This is a genomic window from Rhizobium sp. RU33A (genome assembly GCF_900156055.1).
Classification (GTDB): Bacteria; Pseudomonadota; Alphaproteobacteria; order Rhizobiales; family Rhizobiaceae; genus Allorhizobium.
Map to the genome: position 1 here is coordinate 430,170 of NZ_FTMQ01000002.1, position 19,346 is coordinate 449,515.

General features: G+C 62.0%; 14 protein-coding genes and 1 pseudogene. All 15 read right to left on the reverse strand.

Annotation, left to right across the window (positions count from 1 at the left end):
- Window positions 1-3 precede the first annotated feature (3 nt).
- A complete protein-coding gene (locus BW978_RS08020; protein WP_076394910.1) occupies window positions 4-492 on the reverse strand; it encodes a MaoC family dehydratase in 489 nt (162 codons plus the stop codon).
- Between the two features lie 88 nt (window positions 493-580).
- Window positions 581-2,539, reverse strand: a complete 1,959-nt coding sequence (glgX, locus tag BW978_RS08025) for a glycogen debranching protein GlgX (RefSeq protein ID WP_076393934.1) — start codon at window positions 2,537-2,539, stop codon at window positions 581-583.
- Window positions 2,540-2,619: 80 nt separating this feature from the next.
- Entirely contained in the window at window positions 2,620-3,348 is a 729-nt protein-coding gene (gene arsH / locus BW978_RS08030) for an arsenical resistance protein ArsH (RefSeq protein WP_076393935.1), read from the reverse strand.
- Window positions 3,323-3,748 (reverse strand): arsenate reductase (glutaredoxin), encoded by a 426-nt coding sequence (arsC, locus tag BW978_RS08035; RefSeq protein WP_076393936.1) that lies wholly within the window; start codon window positions 3,746-3,748, stop codon window positions 3,323-3,325. Before arsC ends, arsH begins: the two co-directional genes overlap by 26 nt.
- Entirely contained in the window at window positions 3,745-4,446 is a 702-nt protein-coding gene (locus BW978_RS08040) for an aquaporin (protein ID WP_076393937.1), read from the reverse strand. Before BW978_RS08040 ends, arsC begins: the two co-directional genes overlap by 4 nt.
- A gap of 5 nt (window positions 4,447-4,451) precedes the next feature.
- A complete protein-coding gene (locus BW978_RS08045; RefSeq protein ID WP_076393939.1) occupies window positions 4,452-4,961 on the reverse strand; it encodes an arsenate reductase ArsC in 510 nt (169 codons plus the stop codon).
- 10 nt (window positions 4,962-4,971) lie between these two features.
- Window positions 4,972-5,331, reverse strand: coding sequence for an ArsR/SmtB family transcription factor (locus BW978_RS08050; RefSeq protein WP_076393941.1), 360 nt, complete (start codon window positions 5,329-5,331; stop codon window positions 4,972-4,974).
- Between the two features lie 116 nt (window positions 5,332-5,447).
- A complete protein-coding gene (locus tag BW978_RS08055; protein WP_076393943.1) occupies window positions 5,448-7,076 on the reverse strand; it encodes an alpha-D-glucose phosphate-specific phosphoglucomutase in 1,629 nt (542 codons plus the stop codon).
- Between the two features lie 3 nt (window positions 7,077-7,079).
- Window positions 7,080-8,519 carry a glycogen synthase GlgA gene (gene glgA / locus BW978_RS08060; RefSeq protein WP_076393955.1) on the reverse strand — a complete coding sequence of 480 codons (1,440 nt, stop codon included), beginning with the start codon at window positions 8,517-8,519 and terminating at the stop codon, window positions 7,080-7,082.
- Window positions 8,520-8,528: 9 nt separating this feature from the next.
- The gene (gene glgC / locus BW978_RS08065; RefSeq protein WP_076393957.1) at window positions 8,529-9,788 is read right to left on the reverse strand and encodes a glucose-1-phosphate adenylyltransferase; all 1,260 of its coding nucleotides are present in this window, start codon (window positions 9,786-9,788) and stop codon (window positions 8,529-8,531) included.
- Window positions 9,789-9,801: 13 nt separating this feature from the next.
- The gene (glgB, locus tag BW978_RS08070; RefSeq protein ID WP_076393959.1) at window positions 9,802-12,015 is read right to left on the reverse strand and encodes a 1,4-alpha-glucan branching protein GlgB; all 2,214 of its coding nucleotides are present in this window, start codon (window positions 12,013-12,015) and stop codon (window positions 9,802-9,804) included.
- Window positions 12,015-14,477 carry a glycogen/starch/alpha-glucan phosphorylase gene (locus BW978_RS08075; RefSeq protein ID WP_076393961.1) on the reverse strand — a complete coding sequence of 821 codons (2,463 nt, stop codon included), beginning with the start codon at window positions 14,475-14,477 and terminating at the stop codon, window positions 12,015-12,017. The genes glgB and BW978_RS08075 overlap by 1 nt, the downstream gene beginning before the upstream one ends.
- A 261-nt stretch (window positions 14,478-14,738) precedes the next feature.
- Window positions 14,739-16,004, reverse strand: coding sequence for a vWA domain-containing protein (locus BW978_RS08080; protein WP_076394912.1), 1,266 nt, complete (start codon window positions 16,002-16,004; stop codon window positions 14,739-14,741).
- Window positions 16,005-16,097: 93 nt separating this feature from the next.
- Complete coding sequence (locus tag BW978_RS08085; RefSeq protein WP_076393963.1) at window positions 16,098-16,979, reverse strand: transglutaminase family protein; 882 nt, start codon at window positions 16,977-16,979, stop codon at window positions 16,098-16,100.
- Between the two features lie 4 nt (window positions 16,980-16,983).
- Window positions 16,984-19,332, reverse strand: a pseudogene (locus BW978_RS08090) (circularly permuted type 2 ATP-grasp protein); the annotation flags it as partial.
- Between the last annotated feature and the right edge of the window lie 14 nt (window positions 19,333-19,346).

Here is a 19,346-nt window from a genome sequence, read left to right on the forward strand (position 1 = left end):
GTGTCAGACGTCCTCCGGACGGTCCTTGGGGTCGAACTGGGAGATGGTGATCCAGTTGGCTGTCAAGGCCGGCTTTCGCTCGTCCTCAATTTCGACCGTCACCTCATAGGTGTTCATCAGCATGCCGGCGCCGCGAAAACGGGCTTCCGCGAGCTTGAAAGAGCCCCGGATGCGTTTTCCGGTTTTCACCGGAGACATGAAGCGCAGCTTGTCGAAGCCGTAGTTGATGCCAAGCGTCTGTTCACGGATCTTGGGCAGACAATTGTAGTTCATTGCGGAGAGCAGTGAGACGGTCAGAAAACCATGGGCGATGGTGCCGCCGAAGGGCGTCTCTGCGGCAGCCCGGACGGGGTCGGTGTGGATGAACTGGTGGTCCATGGTGGCGCCGGCGAAAGCGTCGATCATCGGTTGGTCAACCGTGATCCAGTCCGATACCCCGACAATCGTACCGACGAGGCCCGGCACGTCCTTCAGTGAAATCTCTTGCGGCATGAAAAGAACCTGATCCTTCAATAATTCCCGCAGGCTACAGCCGCTTGATGTCATGAGGAAGAGGCTAACGTCACTGCTGGGGAAAAACTCAGGTTTCGATCCAGAAATCGACACTGCGCGGCTTCACCGTCAGTCTGGCGGCGCTGCGCCCGGGCTCGAGGCGGCGCCATTTGCGCTTGTCGTGTACGGGGAGCGCGAAGTCCCTCGGCTCAGGGGTACGATTGAAGAGCACGGCAACATGGCAGTCCTTGGCCGTCTCGCGGTCGATGCCGGCGAGCACCATGGCGAAGGCACCGAGGTCGGGCGTTTCCCAGTCGGCGATTGTCATCGGCAGACCGTCAGTGTTCAGCCAGGTCACATCGCCTTCGCCGGTCAGAACACTGGTGTCCATGAAGCAGGAGAAACGCTGGCGCATGGCGGCAAGGCGGGCGGTGGTCTCGATCAGCTCTTCATCCGCCTTCGACCAGTCGAGCCATGTGAGCGGGTTGTCCTGACAATAGGCATTGTTGTTGCCGCCTTGGCTGCGCCCGAACTCGTCGCCCGCCGTCACCATGACGGCCCCCCGGCTGGCAAACAGTGTCGAGAGCAGGGCTTCGACATCCTGCCGGCGCTTCTTCAGGATCGCCTTGTCAGAGCTTTCGCCCTCGACGCCATTGTTCCAGGAATGGTTCTCGTTGTGGCCGTCGCGGTTTTGCTCGCCATTCGCCTCGTTGTGCTTGTGTTCGTATGAGACGAGGTCATAGAGCGAAAAGCCGTCATGGGCGCAGATGAAGTTGACGCTGCGGGTCTGGCCGTGGCCGTCATGGGCGAAGAGATCGGCGGAGCCAGCAAGCGCGTTTGCGAGATCGCCTGTCGTTCCACCATCGCCGCGCCAATGGCGGCGGAAGGTATCGCGGGCGCGGTCGTTCCATTCGAGAAAGGCGGGCGGGAAGCGGCCGAGCTGATAGCCGCCGGGGCCGATGTCCCAGGGTTCGGCAATCAGGATGCGATCTTCCAGCACTTCGTCGTCGAGGATGGCCTTCAGCGTCGGGGCGTCGTGATGAAAACCGTCCCAATGCCGGCCCATGATCGGGGCGAGGTCGAAGCGGAAACCGTCGACGCCGGCCGAAAGCACGAAGTGGCGCAGCGTATCGACGATCAATCGCCGCACGAAGGGATGGTCGCAGGCCAGCGTGTTGCCGCAGCCGGTGTCATTGACCAGGGTGCCCGGATCATCCGCGACATGGCGGAAGAGGGAGCGGTTGTCGATGCCGCGCAGAGACAGCGTCGTGCCGTGGACGTCGCTTTCACCGGTGTGGTTGAAAACGAGGTCGAGGATGACGCCAATGCCTTCGGCATGCAGGGCGGCAACCGTCTCGCGTAATTCTTTCACACCGCCGGGCACGAGGCGCGGGTCGAGCGCCATCATCGCGACGGGGTTGTAGCCCCAGCTGTTGGTGAGGCCGAGGGGGGGCAGATGCCGCTCGTCGATCCAGGCGGTGATCGGCATCAGTTCGACCATGTCGACGCCGATGCGACGCAGATGGGAGAGGACGGCGGGGTGGGCGAGGGCCGCGAGTGTTCCGCGTTGGGATTCGGGCACGTCCGGATGCAGCATAGTCAGCGCCTTGACGTTGACCTCATAGATAAAGCCGGTGCGCTCGCCGAGCGGCATCATCGGCTTCAGCTGCTTATGTGCCTTGAGGACCGCCTTGGGCATCAGGGCGGCTGTGTCGACGCCGAACTGGCCAAGGCGTGCGTCGTAAACGAAGGGGCGGTCCAACTCGGTGGCGTAAGGGTCGACCAGCAGCTTGGATGGATCGTACCAGTGCCCTTGCGCCGGGTCATAGGGGCCGTGGATGCGGAAACCGTAGCGGGCGCCTTCCTTCAAACCCTCGACGAAGACATGATGCACATCGCCTTCGCCACGCGCCATCGAAAGGCGAGCCAGTTCGGCCCCGCCGCTGGTGTCGAAGAGGCAGAGCTCCACGCGTTCGGCATGATGCGACCAGAGGCGGATATCGGCACCCGTCTTGCCGATGATGGCTCCGAGCATCGGCTTGGTCATTTGGTGCCTCGTGGTCCGGTTGATTCGCTCGCCTGATGGAACAATAGCAGGCGAGCGATCTTCGGCCAGAGCGGTTGCGCTTACATGGCCTTGAGGTTCACCGCTTTCAGGGCCTCTTCCTTGCGCTCGCTGTAGCGATCGGTGAGGTAGTCGGAGATGTCGCGGGTGAGAAGCGTGAACTTCACCAGTTCCTCACAGACGTCGACGACGCGCTCGTAATAGGTCGAGGGCTTCATCCGGCCTTCGCCGTCGAATTCCTGATATGCCTTGGCAACCGAGGACTGGTTGGGGATGGTGATCATCCGCATCCAGCGGCCGAGCAGGCGCATGGCGTTGACCGCGTTGAACGACTGCGAGCCGCCGGAGACCTGCATGACGGCGAGCGTCTTGCCCTGGGTCGGGCGGACGGCACCGACGGACAAGGGAATCCAGTCGATCTGCGCCTTCATGATGCCGGTCAGCGTGCCGTGACGCTCGGGGCTCACCCAGACCTGGCCTTCGGACCACGCGGAGAGGTCACGCAGTTCCTGCACCTTGGGATGGCTCACCGGTGCATCGTCGGGCAGCGGCAGGCCTGAGGGATCGAACACCTTCACCTCGGCACCGAAATGCTCTAGCAGGCGCTTGGCCTCCATTGCCAGCAGGCGGCTGAAGGACACCTGACGCAGAGACCCATAGAGAATCAGGATGCGCGGCTTGTGGGTCGAGAAGGGGCGGCGCAGCGCCTCCAGATCCGGCATGCGCAGGTGATCGAGATCGGCGGCGGGCAGGTCTATTTTTGCATCAGACAATGCGCTTGCCCTCCGCATCGAGCACGGCTTCGCCGTCTTCCTTGACGAAGGCAGAGGTGAAGGCGTCGGCGGGGAGGATGTCGAGCACGACTTCCGACGGGCGGCAGAGGCGCGTGCCCATCTCGGTGACGACGAGGGGGCGGTTGATCAGTATGGGGGTCGTGATCATCGCGTCGAGCAGCTGGTCGTCCGTGAGCGCGGGATCTGCAAGGCTGAGTTCCTCAAAGGGCGTACCTTTTTCGCGGATCGCCTCGCGCACCGAAAGGCCGGAATCGGCGATCATCTTCGCCAGATCTTCCTTGCTCGGCGGGGTCTTCAAGTATTCGATGACCACTGGTTCGATGCCCGCATGGCGGATGATTTCAAGCGTGTTGCGCGAGGTGCCACAGGCAGGGTTGTGATAAATGGTGACGGTCATGGACGTTCCGTTCCTTCGGGTATGATCGGGGGGATTTTGTTGCGGCTATCGGCAAAGAGCCAGGCGGCGATCGTGGCCGCGATCAGGGCGCCGGCAATCTGCGCGAAAATGAAGCCGGCGAGGTCGATCGGGCGGATGCCGGCGAAAGTATTGGTCAGGCTGCGGGCGATCGCGACGGCCGGATTGGCGAAGGACGTCGAGGCCGTGAACCAGTAGGCGGCCGTGATGTAGAGGCCGACCAGCATCGGGATGGCGTCCGTCTTGAAGCGCAGCCCGCCGAGGATGGTGAGGAGCAGGCCGAAGGTCGCGACGGCTTCGGCTGTCCACTGCGCCGAGCCCGTGCGAACCGTCTCCGAGACCTGGAAGACGGGCAAGTCGAACATCACATGGGCGATGAGCGTGCCGGCGATGCCGCCGAGGATCTGGGCGAGCATGTAAGGCAGAATGGCGGAGGCCTCCAGCTCCTTGCGCAGGGCAAAGACCATCGTAACCACCGGGTTGAAGTGGGCCCCGGAGATCGGACCCAGGATCGTGATCAGCACGAAGAGGATGGCGCCGGTCGGGATCGTGTTACCGAGCAGGGAGACGGCGACATCGTCTGAAAGCCGGTCCGCCATAATGCCGGAACCGACGACGGTTGCGACCAGCATGGCGGTGCCAAGCGCCTCGGCGGTGAGGCGGCGTGAAAGATCGGCCATGGTCTTCAGCCGGCCGTCTGAGTGCTGCTGCCGATCTCGTTCAGCCGTTTCTGCAGCGAGAGCTTGTCGAGGCTCGCCATCGGCAGGCTGACGAAGATCGAGATGCGGTGATTGAGCATGCGATAGGCTTCGGCAAAGGCGAAATGCTTCTCGCTATCGGTGCCTTCGGCAGCGGCCGGATCGGGCACGCCCCAATGGGCGGTCATCGGTTGGCCAGGCCAGACGGGGCAGGCTTCGGCGGCAGCGTTGTCGCAGACGGTGAAGACGAAATCGAGTTCAGGGGCACCGGGGACTGCAAACTCGTCCCAGTTCTTTGAGCGGGCGAAGCTGGTGTCGTAGTTCACGCCCTTAAGCAGTTGCAGCGTGTAGGGATGAACCTCACCCTTGGGCTGGGAGCCGGCGGAATAGGCCCTGAACTTGCCCTGACCGAGCCGGTTCAGCAGCGCTTCCGCGATGATCGAGCGGGCGGAATTGCCGGTGCAAAGGAAGAGCACGTTGTAGATCTTGTCGGACATGGCCGGTCTCTCAGTTGGGGCGGGTGACTTCGAGGGTGGGTGAACAGCAGGCGAGATCGTCGATCAGCGGCTGGCAGAGGCTGGCATTGCCGCCGCAGCAATCCTTGAGCAGGTAAAGGGCGACGGCGCGGAAGCGATCGAGATCGGCGCGGTAGATAATCGAGCGGCTCTGGCGTTCGCCCGTGACAAGGCCGGCCTGCGAGAGTGTCGACAGATGCGCCGACATAGTGTTCTGCGGCACACCGATCAGGCGCGCGAGCTCGCCGGCGGGAACGCCATCGGGTTCATGCGCCACCAGCAGGCGGAAGGTCTGCAGGCGGGTCGGTTGAGCCAGGGCGGCGAGGGCCGCAATCGTCGATCTTTCATCCATATATCCAGAATAGTGGATATGATTGTGAAGTCAATTGGGGTCATGCCGTAGGCAAAGAAAAACCCCGGTGTCGAAGACGCCGGGGCTCTAATGCGTGAGCGAAGGTCTCTAGGGGATCAGGTAATGACCGTCGGCTCGTTCATGCCGGTGTAGCGCTTGATCTCGGCCACTTCCTCGGCTGCCGCGATCAGGTCGGCCAAAGCTCCTTGTGTCTCGATGCCGTGGCGGCTGGCGTCTGGCTCGTAGCGCTCGACATAAAGGCGAAGCGTCGCGCCCGAGGTGCCGGTGCCCGAAAGGCGGAAGACGATGCGGCTGCCGCCTTCGAACAGAATACGGATGCCCTGGTTCTTCGAGACGGAGTGGTCGATCGGGTCGTGATAGGCGAAGTCGTCGGCGGCGCTGACGGTCAGGCCGTTGATCTTGGTGCCGGGCAGGCTGTCGAGCTTGGCGCGGAGCGCTGCGACAAGGGCGTTGGCATTGTCGGTGTCGACGCCTTCGTAGTCGTGGCGGGAATAGTAGTTGCGGCCGTATTCGGCCCAATGGGCCTCGACGATCTGCTTCACGCTCTGTTTGCGGGCGGCAACGATGTTGAGCCAGAAGAGCACGGCCCAGAGGCCGTCTTTTTCGCGCACATGGTCAGAGCCGGTGCCGAAGCTTTCTTCGCCGCAGACAGTGACTTTGCCGGCATCCATCAGGTTGCCAAAAAACTTCCAGCCTGTCGGGGTCTCGTACATGCCGATGCCAAGTTTTTCGGCGACGCGGTCGGAGGCAGCACTTGTTGGCATCGAGCGAGCGATGCCTGCGATGCCTTGTCTGTAGCCGGGGGCGCAGGTGGCGTTGGCGGCGATCATCGCGAGGCTGTCGGAGGGGGTGACGAACATGCCCTTGCCGACGACCATGTTGCGGTCGCCGTCGCCATCGGAAGCGGCACCAAAGTCCGGGCCGTCGGCACTCATGACATCGTCATAAAGCTCCTTGGCGTGGACGAGGTTCGGGTCCGGATGGTGGTGGCCGAAGTCGGGCAGGGGGATCTCGTTGCGCACGGAGCCTGAAGGCGCGCCGAGACGCTTTTCGAGGATCTCGACGGCGTAGGGGCCGGTGACGGCGCTCATGCTATCGATCACCACGCGGAAGCCGCCCGAGATCAGCGCGCGGATCGCCGGGAAGTCGAAGAGGGTTTCCATCAGGTCGGCATAGTCGGTGACCGGGTCGATCACCTCGACGGTCATGCCAGCCAGATCGAAGCTGCCGACCGTGTCGAGGTCGATGTCGGCGACGTCGGCAATCTTGTAGCTGTCGATGACCTTGGTGCGGGCGAAGATGGCATCGGTGATCTTTTCCGGTGCCGGGCCGCCATTGCCGATATTGTACTTGATGCCGAAGTCTTCGGTCGGGCCGCCGGGATTGTGGCTGGCCGAAAGCACGATGCCCCCGAAGGCATGGTATTTGCGGATGACATGGGACGCAGCCGGGGTGGAGAGGATCCCGCCCTTGCCGACCATCACCTTGCCGAAGCCATTGGCGGCGGCCATCTTCAGCGCCACCTGAATGACTTCGCGGTTGTAGTAGCGGCCGTCGCCGCCAATCACCAGCGTCTGGCCTTCGAAGCCCTCAAGGCTGTCGAAGATCGCCTGGATGAAGTTCTCCGCATAGTTTTCCTGCTGGAAGACCGGAACCTTCTTGCGCAGTCCCGATGTGCCGGGCTTCTGGTCCGCATAGGGTTTCGTGGAGACGGTCGAGATCATCGATTACGGGCCTTTCGAGACGAGGCGTTGATAAAGGTCGGCATAGGTCGTAGCGCTCCTGTTCCAGGAGACGTCGGATTTCATGCCTTGCTTCTGCATTTGCGACCAGAGACGCTGGTCACTATAGAGGCGTAGCGTGCGGCGGATCGCCCGGCGGAGGGCATCTGATGTCACCGGCGCAAACTGCACGCCGGTTGCAACACCAGCAGCCAGGGCCGCTTCATTGGCGTCGATAATGGTATCGGCGAGGCCGCCGGTGCGGGCCACAAGCGGAACACAGCCGTAGCGCAGGGCGTAGAGCTGTGTCAGCCCGCAGGGCTCGAAGCGCGAGGGCACGAGGATGATGTCGGAACCGGCCTGCATGACATGCGACAGCGCTTCATCATATCCAAGTATCATGCCGACACGGCCGCGATGATGGGCGGCGGCACTCTGAAGGGCGGCCTCGATAGCGCTTTCCCCGGAGCCGAGGATTGCGAGCCTGCCGCCAGCATTGACGATTTCGTCGATGACGTCGGGCAGCAGGTCCAGCCCCTTCTGCCAGGTCAGCCGCGAGATGACGCAAAAGATCGGGCCATCGTCGCCATCAAATGCGAAGCGCTCGACCACGGCTGCACGGTTGCCGGCGCGCTTCTTCAGTGCTGAACCGGAATAGTGGCTGGTGAGCAGTGGATCGCTGGCCGGGTTCCAGACCTCGGCGTCTATGCCGTTGACGATGCCGTAGAGGTCAGCGGCGCGGCTGGCGATGACGCCATCAAGGCCCATGCCGAATTCGGGTGTCAGGATTTCCTCGGCATAGGAAGGGCTGACCGTGGACAGCGCATGAGCGGTCAGAAGACCGCTCTTCAGATAGCTGATCGTGCCATAATATTCGAGCGCCTCGTGCCATGCGTGTGTGGGCAGGCCAAGATAGGGAAAGAGCGTTGCACCGAACTGCCCCTGGAAGGCGATGTTGTGGATGGTGATGAGGCTCGGCACTTCCGGCGCCTCGGCATAGCGCATGTAGACGGGAACCAGAGCACCCTGCCAGTCATGCACATGGACGAGGTCCGGCTTGAAGCTGGGCAGCACGCCCGCCGCGATCTCGGCGCCCACCTTGGAGAGGACGGCGAAGCGCTTCCAATTGTCGGGGTAGTCCCGTCCCTGTGTATCGAGATAGGGACCACCCGAACGCTCGTAGAGTGGCGGGCAGTCGATGATCAAAAGATCCAGGCCCTCGTGTTTTACCTCGAGAAGTGTCACCCGCTCGTCGAGAATGTCCTCGAACTCGTGGACCTTCTTGGCCTTCTTCACCGCTTTCATCACGGCCGGATAGCCGGGGATCAGCGTCTTCGTCTCGACGCCATGGGCGGCGAGCGCGATCGGTAGCGCGCCCGCGACGTCGGCGAGGCCTCCGGTCTTGATCAGCGGATAAAGTTCGGAGGCGACCGAGAGGACCTTCATGGATGTGTCTTATCCCAGTTTGTCGAGCATGGCCTGCGTGATGAGGCATATCCCGTTTTCGCTGCGGCGGAAGCGCTTGGCATCCATTTCCGGATCCTCGCCGACGATCAGCCCCTCCGGGATCACCACGCCATGGTCTATCACGACATTTGTGAGCCTGGCGTGACGGCCGACCTGCACCTTGGGCAGAACGACAGCACCTTCGAGACGCGAGTAGGAGTTGGCGCGCACACCGGTGAAGAGCAGGCTCTTGTAGAGCGACGACCCGGAGATGATGCAGTCGCCCGAGACCAGCGACGAGATCGCCGAGCCACGGCGGCCTTCGTCGTCATGGACGAACTTGGCGGGCGGCGTGATCTCGGAATAGGTCCAGATCGGCCAGGTCTTGTCGTAGAGATCGAGTTCCGGAACGATGTCCGTCAGGTCGATATTCGCCTGCCAGTAGGCGTCGATCGTGCCGACGTCGCGCCAGTAGGGCGTGCGTTCGAAATCGGAGCGGACGCAGGACTGGGCGAAGCGGTGCGCGACGGCCTTGCCGCTCTTCACCACGTAGGGGATGATGTCCTTGCCGAAGTCGCGGCTCGATTCCGGGTCGGCGGCATCGCGGCGCAGCAGTTCCATCAGGAACTTGGTGTGGAAGACATAGATCCCCATCGAAGCCAGCGCGAGATCGGGGCTGCCGGGAATGCCCGGCGGGTCGGCCGGCTTTTCGACGAAGTCGATGATCCGGTCGGTCGCATCCACATGCATGACGCCGAAGCCGGTTGCTTCCATGCGCGGCACTTCGAGGCAGCCGATCGTCACATCGGCACCTGAATCGACATGCTGCTGCAGCATCAATTCGTAGTCCATCTTGTAGATGTGGTCGCCGGCCAGAATAACCATGTATTCGGGGGCATAGGATTCAATGATGTCGGCGTTCTGGTAAACGGCGTCGGCGGTGCCTTCGTACCACTGCGTTTCGGAGACGCGCTGCGAGGCCGGAAGGATGTCGAAGCTCTCGTTGCGTTCGGGCCTGAAAAAGTTCCAGCCGAGCTGCAGATGGCGGATCAGCGAGTGCGCCTTGTACTGCGTGGCGACGCCAATGCGGCGGATGCCGGAATTGAGCGCATTGGAGAGGGCAAAGTCGATAATCCGGGCCTTGCCGCCGAAATAGACGGCGGGTTTTGCGCGACGATCCGTCAGTTCCTTGAGGCGGCTTCCGCGACCACCGGCCAGCACATAGGCCATGGCATCGCGCGACAGGCTTTTTGTTCTCTTTTCCGTCATGTGTATCCTCCCCTTACTGTTCCAATTCCAGCATGATCACGGCGAGCGGTGGCAAGGTCACACCCGCCTTTGCCCATCCGCTTCCCGTGGCATGCGCCTCCACGCGACCACCATTGCCCTTGCCGCTGCCGCCATAGATTTCGGCATCGGTATTGAGTATCTCACGCCAACGGCCGGCCGCAGGCAAGCTCAATTCGTATCGCTCGTGGTAGTTCGGCGTCAGGTTGCAGATAACCGCGATCGGCTTTTCGCCGGGTGCCTTGCGCAGCCAGGCAAAAACCGAATTGTCCTGGTCGTCGCCGACGATCCATTCGAAGCCCTCACCCTCGCAGTCACGGGCATGAAGTGCGGCCTTCGCACGATAAGTGAAGTTCAAGTCACGCACGAGGCGGCGCATGCCTTCATGCGGGGCGTAGTCGAGCAGGTTCCAGTCGAGTGAGCGCTCCTCCGACCACTCGCCCCATTGGGCAAATTCCTGGCCCATGAAGAGCAGCTTCTTGCCGGGATGGCCCCACATCAAGCCGTAATAGGCACGGAGATTGGCAAATTTCTGCCAGTCGTCACCGGGCATCTTGGCGATCATCGAACCCTTGCCGTGTACGACTTCGTCATGGGAAATCGGCAGCACGAAGTTTTCCGAGAAGGCGTAGAGCAAGCCAAACGTCAGTTCGTTGTGATGATGCTTCCGGTAGATCGGATCCCGAGCGAAATAGCTCAGCGTGTCATGCATGAAGCCCATGTTCCACTTGAAGCCAAAGCCGAGGCCTCCTTCATGGACCGGCTGCGAGACCTTGGGCCAGGAGGTGCTCTCCTCGGCGATGGTCATGATGCCGGGATGGCTGCCATAGACATGGTGGTTCATCTGCTGGAGGAAGCGGACCGACTCCAGGTTCTCCCGGCCACCATACTCGTTGGGGATCCACTCGCCTTCCTTGCGGGAATAATCGAGGTAGAGCATCGAAGCGACGGCATCGACGCGCAACCCGTCGAGGTGGAATTTCTCCGCCCAATACAGCGCGTTGTTGATCAGATAGGACAGAACCTCCTGGCGACCGAAATTGTAGATCGCGGTGTTCCAGTCCGGGTGGAAGCCTTGGCGGGGATCGGCATGTTCGTAGAGCGCCGTTCCGTCGAAGTTGCGAAGCCCGTGGGCGTCCGTCGGGAAATGCGCCGGCACCCAGTCGAGGATGACGCTCAAGCCGACCTTGTGGCAGCCGTTGACGAAACGGGCAAAGCCCTCCGGTTCGCCGAAACGGGCGCTCGGGGCGTAAAGCCCCGTCGTCTGATAGCCCCAGGATGGGTCGTAAGGGTGCTCGGTCACCGGCATGAATTCGATATGGGTGAAGCCCATGTCGACACAGTAGGGGATCAGCCGGGCCGCCATTTCGTCCCAGGACAGCATGGAGCCGTCGTCGCGGCGCTGCCAGGACCCGGCATGGACCTCGTAGATCGAAATGGGCTGGCGGCGCTGGTCTATGCTTGCCCAGTGCTTGCGGTGGGCCTCGTCTTCCCAGTCCTGTTCGAGCTCAGGTGTTGTCACCGAAGCGTTCTTCGGCCGCATCTCGGCGCGGCGCGCAAAGGGGTCGGCCTTCAGCGGCTGAAGATCGCCATGCGGCCCGACGATTTCGAACTTGTAGCTGGCACCGGCCCGGACATCGGGCGCGAAGATTTCCCAGATGCCGGTGTCGCGGCGCAGGCGCATGACATGCCGGCGGCCGTCCCAGTCGTTGAAGTCGCCGACGACGGAAACGCGGCGGGCATTGGGGGCCCAGACGGCGAAGTGAAAGCCGTCGACACCCTGATGCTTGATCGGATGAGCGCCCATCTTGTCGAAGAGGCGCAGGTGCGATCCTTCCTTAATGAAGTAATCGTCCATCGGCCCGAGGATCGGCCAGAAGCTGTAGGGGTCGGTCACTGTCCATTCGGCATCGCCGCGGGTGGCGCGGTAGCGGACCGGCAGAACCCCATCGAGCTTGACCGGACCGGAAAAGAAGCCGGCATCGTGGAGACGCGCGAGTTCGCCGACCTGGTCTCCGGCCAGATTGTAGGCAACCACCGTCTCGGCACCCGGGATGAAGCAACGCGCGACATGGCCCGCGCCTGCCTCGTGCACGCCGAGAAAGGCGAAGGGGTCGCCATGCGTCCCATGAATGATCGCTTCGATTTCTGCTGCCGACGGTGTGTCCGGCGTCGCTACGTCACCGCTCCTCTTCGGTGATTTTGCCATCAAGCTCTCCAGATGTCCGCGTTGTACTGCCGGATGGTGCGGTCCGACGAGAACCAGCCCATGCGGGCCGTATTGCGGATGGTCTTGGAATACCATGCCGAGGTATCGGTCCAGATGTCGTCCACCTGACGTTGAGCCTTGGCATAGGCGTCGAAATCGGCGGCAACCATGAACCAGTCATGCTGGTAAATGCCCTGCATCAGATCGGCATAGCGGTCACGGTCATCAGGCGAGAAGACGCCAGATGCGATCGACGAGAGGGCCTGCTGCAGTTCGCGCGAGGCGTCGATTGCGGCGCGGGGATTGTGTCCATCCGCTCGCACGCGTCCGACCTCGTCTGCGGTCATTCCAAAAATCACGATGTTCTCCTCGCCCACATGATCGCGCATTTCGACATTGGCGCCGTCGAGCGTTCCAATGGTCAATGCACCGTTCAACGCGAACTTCATGTTCCCGGTTCCAGACGCTTCCATGCCGGCGGTGGAAATCTGTTCGGAAAGGTCGGCGGCGGGAACCATGACTTCGGCGAGCGAGACGTTGTAGTTCGGGATGAAAACGACCTTCAGCAGACCGCGCACCGAGGGGTCGGTGTTGATGATGCGGGCGACGTCGTTGGCCAGTTTGATGATGAGCTTGGCGTTGTGGTAGCTGGGCGCTGCCTTGCCGGCGAAGAGTTTGACGCGCGGGACCCAGTCACGTTCCGGATGCGAGCGGATCTGGTCGAAGAGCGCGACCGTCTCGATGATGTTCAGAAGCTGGCGCTTGTATTCATGGATGCGCTTGATCTGAATGTCGAACATCGCATGCGGGTCGAGCTTGATGCCCATGCGGCTAGCGACGAGGCTTGCCAGCTTCTGCTTGTTGGCGAACTTCACGGCCGCAAACTTTTGCTGGAAGGCCGGATCGTCGGCGAAGGCGTCGAGACCCTTGAGCTTGGTCGCATCGTCGAGGAATTCCGGTCCGATCGCTTCCTTGATGAGGTCGGTCAGGTCGGGATTGCACTGCATCAGCCAGCGGCGCGGGGTGATGCCATTGGTCTTGTTGTTGATGCGCGTCGGATAGAGCTTGTGGAGATCGGAGAAGACCGTCTCCTTCATCAGCTCGGTATGCAAGGCCGACACGCCGTTGATCGAGTGCGAGCCCATGAAGGCGAGGTTACCCATGCGCACGCGGCGGTCGCCGCTTTCGTCGATCAGCGAGATCTGGCGGATCTCATGGTCATTAAAGCCGCGCTTCTTGCGTGCGTCGAGCAGGACCTTGGCGTTGATCGCGTAGACGAGCTGCATGTGACGCGGCAGGAGGCGTTCGAAAAGCGGCACCGGCCAGCTTTCCAAAGCTTCCGGCAGGAGCGTGTGGTTGGTGTAGGAGAAGGTCTTGGAGGAAATCTCCCAGGCTTCGTCGAAGGCGATGCCGTGAACGTCGACAAGAAGGCGCATGAGTTCGACGACGGAGACGGCCGGGTGGGTGTCGTTGAGCTGGATCGCGACCTTGTCCGGCATCTGGGCGAGCGTGTTGCCCTGCTGCAGGTGTCGGCGGACGATGTCCTGCAGGGACGCCGAACAGAAGAAGAATTCCTGGCGCAGGCGCAGCTCCTGGCCGGCAGGCGTCGCATCGGCTGGATAGAGGACGCGCGTCAGGGATTCGGCCTTGTTGCTCTCGCGCAGCGCGCCGATATGGTCACCGGCATTGAAGGCGTCGAGCAGGATCGGATCGATCGGTTGCGCCGACCAGAGGCGCAGCGTGTTGACGCGTTCGCCCCGCCAGCCGACTGCCGGAGTGTCGAAGGCCGTTGCAATGACGCGTTCACCCTGTTTCCAGACGTAACGGGGTTCGCCGTCGGGGCCATCGACAGTCTCGACCGTGCCGCCATATCCCACTTCGTAGGAGCTTTCGCGGCGCTCGAACTCCCAGGGGTTCCCGTGGGCGAGCCAGCTTTCCGGCAGCTCGACCTGCCAGCCCTCTGCCATCTGCTGGCGGAAGAGGCCGTGCACGTAGCGGATGCCGTAGCCATAGGCCGGGATGTTGACGGTTGCCATACTCTCCATGAAGCAGGCGGCGAGGCGGCCAAGACCGCCATTGCCAAGCGCCGCGTCAGGTTCAAGGCCCGCAATCACGTCGAATTCGACTGACAGAGAGGAGAGCGCCTCACGGATGTCATCGATCAGGCCGAGGTTCGACATGGCGTCGCGCAGGAGGCGGCCGATCAGGAATTCGAGCGATAGGTAATAAACCCGCTTGCCGTTGTTCATGTAGGTGGTGCGAGTGGATTCCATCCACGTGTCGATGATGCGGTCGCGCACCACGAGGATGGTTGCCGTCAACCAGTCATGCGGGGTTGCCACCTTGGCATCCTTGCCGATGCTGTAAGTCAGCTTGTCCATGATCTCGGCGGCCAGGGCGTCCGGATCGGAAACTCCGCGCTTGGGAAGGGGAAGGTCGACTTTGTGGGGAGTCTTGATCATCGGTCCGCCTGGCGTTGTTCGTGTCTCCGGGCGGCGCCAATGCGATAGCGGTGCCGCTTCCGTGAATGCCAGTTTACGCATCGAAATGAGACAGTTGCAACAGGCGGGGAGCTGCGAGGAGAACTTTTGTTCCGAGCGCCGTCTTGGGCCTCAAGACCCTGTTCTGATTATATTTTCTGGAAAGCGTGAAAAAACGATAAGACCGCAGCCATGACGGCTGCGGTCGAATTGTGGGAGAAATCCAAAACGTTTTGGATCGTGTCAGTTGGTCAGGCGGGTCGAGGCCATGGCAGCAGCCTTGCCGATCTCACCGAAGGCCGCGACGAGACCAGCCATATCGGTCGGCTCTTTGTAGTGTTCGGTTGACGTTGCGCATGCCAACAGCAGCTCTCTGCCCCTCTGAGGGGCCATGAAGGCGACCGTGAAGATTTCGATGCCTTCCTCTTTTGCTGCCGAGCACTGCGCCAGCACTTTTGTGTCGATAGCCGGGTTCCAGGAAGCGCTGTTGCCGGTCATTTCGCCATCGGTCATCAGGACGATGTAACGAGTAAAGTCGGAATTGCGTTTGGCGGCGTGGGCGCTTTCCTCGGCTTTATTGTTTTTCGTCAATGCCTCGTAGGCACGCTGCATGCCGCCGGAAGCGTCTGTGCCTCCAGTCGGAACGGATGGCAAAGCGGTGATATAATTGGTGGCGGTCGTGACGCCCCAAGCCATGCCTGAGGCTGGCTGGGTGGCGTCGTTGTAGGACACTGCGCCGACGCGGATCAGGTCACCTTTCGGATCAGCCTTCACCAACTCGTTCATCATAACCGCCGAGGCCGTCTTTAAGGCCTGCATCTTCTTCACGTAGCAGGGTCTTGACGGATTGAGATAGTTTCGTTTTCCCGGCTGAATGTCCTTGTAGGCCCAGTTCGAGGCGCTGTAGTTCACGCAGCTCGTCACTGAGGTATCGACCGTGTTCGTGGTGAAGGACATCGAGCCTGAACGATCCAGCACGACATACATCGATACGGCTGCGCCGCTTTCAGGCGTGGCTTGTGCCGTTGCCTTGACGCTGACGGTGACTTCCTTCCATCCGAGCAGGGCGGTCATGCCATTGGTCGCCAGGGTATAGCTCGGTGACAGGCTGACTTCGACGGTCTTGCCGGTCTTTCCGAGCTTCCGCTCGACATTTCCGACCGCTCCAGCCAGCGGATCGTCTTCCGCTTCTTCTTCGGTCTGGTCGCTTACGCCGCCTGGAAGCACGCTGTTCAGCTGTGCCTTCATGAACTTGCGCGCGAACTCGAGGACCGCGTCGTCAGACATTTTGTCGTCTTTCGCCAGCGCGTTCGCGGCAGACAGAACCGCCGAGTCTGCGGAGTCCTGAAGCGCGGCGCGCACCTGAACCATTCGGTTCAAGTCGATTGCAACACCAGCTGTGGCGGCTACAACGGGGAACAGCACCGCCGTTGCGATGCCGAAATTGCCGGCGCGGTCGCACCAGAGACGTGAGAAGAGTGATCTGCGCGGGCTGTCAGAGGTAGTCATCATGTCCATCCAAAATCAGCGTTTGGAGGGTTATAGACTGCATCCCATTGCGATCCGTTTAAAGGGATCGATAAAATTCGATGGAAGAATGCACTATTGGTGCACCGGGATGACGTCCACGGCCTGGTCCGTCTGATGCGAGCCATAACTCTTCAGGACGCCGATGACTGGGGCGACATCGGCATAGTCCCGACCGTAGCCGACCACGATATGGTCGGTGCCGGCCGCGATGTCGTTGGTCGGGTCGAGCTCCAGCCAGCCGGTCAGCTTGCCGCACCAGATGCGGACCCAGGCATGCATGGCGTCGGCACCCTCCAGGCGTTCCTTACCCGGAGGCGGGATGGTGCGCAGGAAGCCGCTGACATAGCCTGCGGGAATGCCGAGGCTGCGCAGCGCCACGATCATCACATGGGTGAAATCCTGGCAGACGCCACGCTTCTTGGCGAAGGCTTCCGCCGGCGTCGTGTCGACGGTCGTGGCTTCGGCGTCGTATTTGAAGTCCTTGTGGATGCGGCTGCAGAGCGTCTCGGCGATCTGGCGCACGGTCATGCTGGGTTTCAGCATGCCGCGCACATAGGCTGATATCGCCTTGTCCCGCGGCAGGCGAGGACTGGTGCCGAGGAAATGGTGCGGTGATTCGGCATCGAGCGACCAGGTCTCGGCGATCTCCTGCGGAAGACGGTCGAGCAGAGGCGAGAAGTCGGCAGCCATCGGCTGCGCCTGAACCATCACTCGGGCCTGCATGCGGATGTCGAGCTTTTCATGCGGACCACGCAGGATGGCGTGGCTCGTTGGATGGCTGAAGAAGTCGTTGAAGGTCGAGATCTCGTCCGGCTCCGGGGTGACCGTGATCGCACCTGCTATCAGTCGCTGACGGTCAGGAAGCGACAGCGGCAAAAGCCGCAACATGTGATGGGCACCCGTTGCCGGAACCTCGTAGCGGTAACCGATATGGAGCGAGAGGTCGTAGAGCATTGCGTCAGCTCAAATAGGTCTGGGCGAGTATATCGGAAAACTTCTCCAATTCACGCTCCAGGTTGATGTAGACATCGGCCGACATGGCTTCCGGCGTCATTACGGCAAGCCCCGAATGCAGGCGCATCGCCTCGCGGAAGAGATTGGACATCTGGCCATTGACCATGGCGTTCGGCAATTGCTCGACCTCGATGCGGATCTCGTTCAGCTGGAAGAGGATCGAGCGCGGATTGAGTGGATCGAGCGCAAGCAGGTCGGTCACCGTCAACCGTGCGGTCGAGACATTGTAGCGGCGGCGGTGGGTCATGACGTTGTCACCGATCTCGAGCAGCATGTCGAGCGAGCCATCGGGTGCATCGGGGCCGGTCATGTGGCCGAGCAGGCGGGTCATGTGCAGGCCGCGTTCCAGGAGACGGCCAATCGTCAGGAAGCGCCAGCCGGTGAAGCGGTACATGTTTTCATGCACAAGACCGGCAAAGCCTGCAAGCTTGCGCAGGAGGATGGTCATGGCATGGGCGGCGTCGTCGCCGGGCTTCACCTTCTCGTGGAAGCGTTTCGCGGTCTTCGACAGGTCATTCAGCGCAAGCCAGCCATCCGGTGAAAAGCGGTCGCGGATGTTGCTGGCGGAATAGACGGCGCTGTCGATATTGCGGAGCAGGCTTTCCGGCACGCCGGACTTGGTGTCGACGTCGATGTCCGAGAGATACTCGCTGACGAAGGCGAGCAGCGGCTGGTCCGGATTGGCGCTTTCGGCATAGCGCGCATGCCAGGCGCGCAGGATGCGCAGTACACCTTCGGCCCGCTCGATGTAGCGACCGAGCCAGAAGAGGTTGTCGGCGGCTCTGCTCGGCAGGCTGCCGGGCATGTTGCGGGTGAAAGTCTCCTCCGCCGGTAGAAGCGAGGTGCGGTCGACAGGCTTGTTGGAGACGATCCAGACATCGGCCGCACTGCCGCCCGCCTGCATGGCGATCGCCGAGACATCCGAACCGCTGCCGATCCGGGCAAAGCCGCCCGGCATGATCTGCCAGCCGTTCTGGGTGCGGGCGGCAAAGACACGCAGCGACATCGGTCGCGGTGTCAGCTTGCCGTCGACCATGGCCGGCGTGGTGGACAAGGTCACGACTTCCTGGCCAACGAGGTTGCCGGCTTCGGTTTCCAGCCATTCGGCGGTGGTTCTGCCTTGCGGGTCCTTGTAGCGCGAGCCCATGACAGAGCGACCGCCATCATCGAAGAAGGGCAGGCGCGAGAACGCGGAGCCGATCACCATGCGGTCGAGATGGTTTGCCACATGTTCTCGCTCGGCCTTCTGGCCGCACCACCAGGTGGCGATCGAGGGTAGCTTGAGTTCCTCGCCGAGCAGGTGGCGCGAGAGGGTGGGCATGAAGGCGAGAAGCGCACGGGTTTCGAGGATCCCGGAGCCCAGCGCGTTGACGAAGGTCACCGCACCGTTGCGCAGCGCCTGCACCATGCCGGGCGTGCCGATATAGGAGTTCTGATCGAGCTCCAGAGGATCGGCAAAGGCGGCATCAAGGCGGCGCCATAGGACGCTGACGGGCTTGAGGCCGGCGACTGTGCGGACCATGACCTTGCCGTTGACGATGGTGAGATCCTCACCTTCGAGCAGCATGATGCCAAGATAACGGGCGATATAGGCGTGCTCGAAATAGGTCTCGTTCGCGGGACCCGGAGACAGAACCGCAATGCGCTCGTCCGAACCGCGGGTGCGCGCTTGCAGCGCCTTGCGGAATGCGCCGAAGAAGGAGGCCAGCCGGTGGACGTGTGTCTCGGCATAAACGTCGGAAAAGGCGCGGGCGGTCGCAACCCGGTTTTCCAGGGCAAAGCCCGCACCTGAGGGTGCCTGGGTACGATCGGCGAGCACCCACCAGTTGCCATCGGGCCCACGGCCGATTTCGAAGGAACAGAAATGTAGGTAGTGACCGCCGGCCGGCTTGATGCCGACGAGTGGACGCAGGAATTCCGGGTTCGAGGCGATCAGTTGCGGTGGCAGGAAACCTTCCTGGACCAGCCGGTTTTCCGAATAGATGTCGGCGACGACCGCTTCCAGAAGGTTTGCACGCTGGACCAGCCCCTCGGCCAGCACCTGCCACTCGGCTTCCGATATCATCACCGGGATGTGGGAGAAGGGCCAGGCCCGCTCGCTCGATCCGCCAGAACCGTAGGCGCGGTAGAAGACACCGGCGTCTCGCAGGTAGCGGTCGGCCCGGGCGAAGCGCTCGTGCAGATCCTGTTCCGGCATCGTGTCGATGGCGGAGACCAGGGCCTGCCAGACGGGGCGGACGTTGCCTTGTGTGTCGAGCATCTCGTCGGCAGCGCCCGCCAGCGCGCGATAGCCGGCCGTGCGGGCCT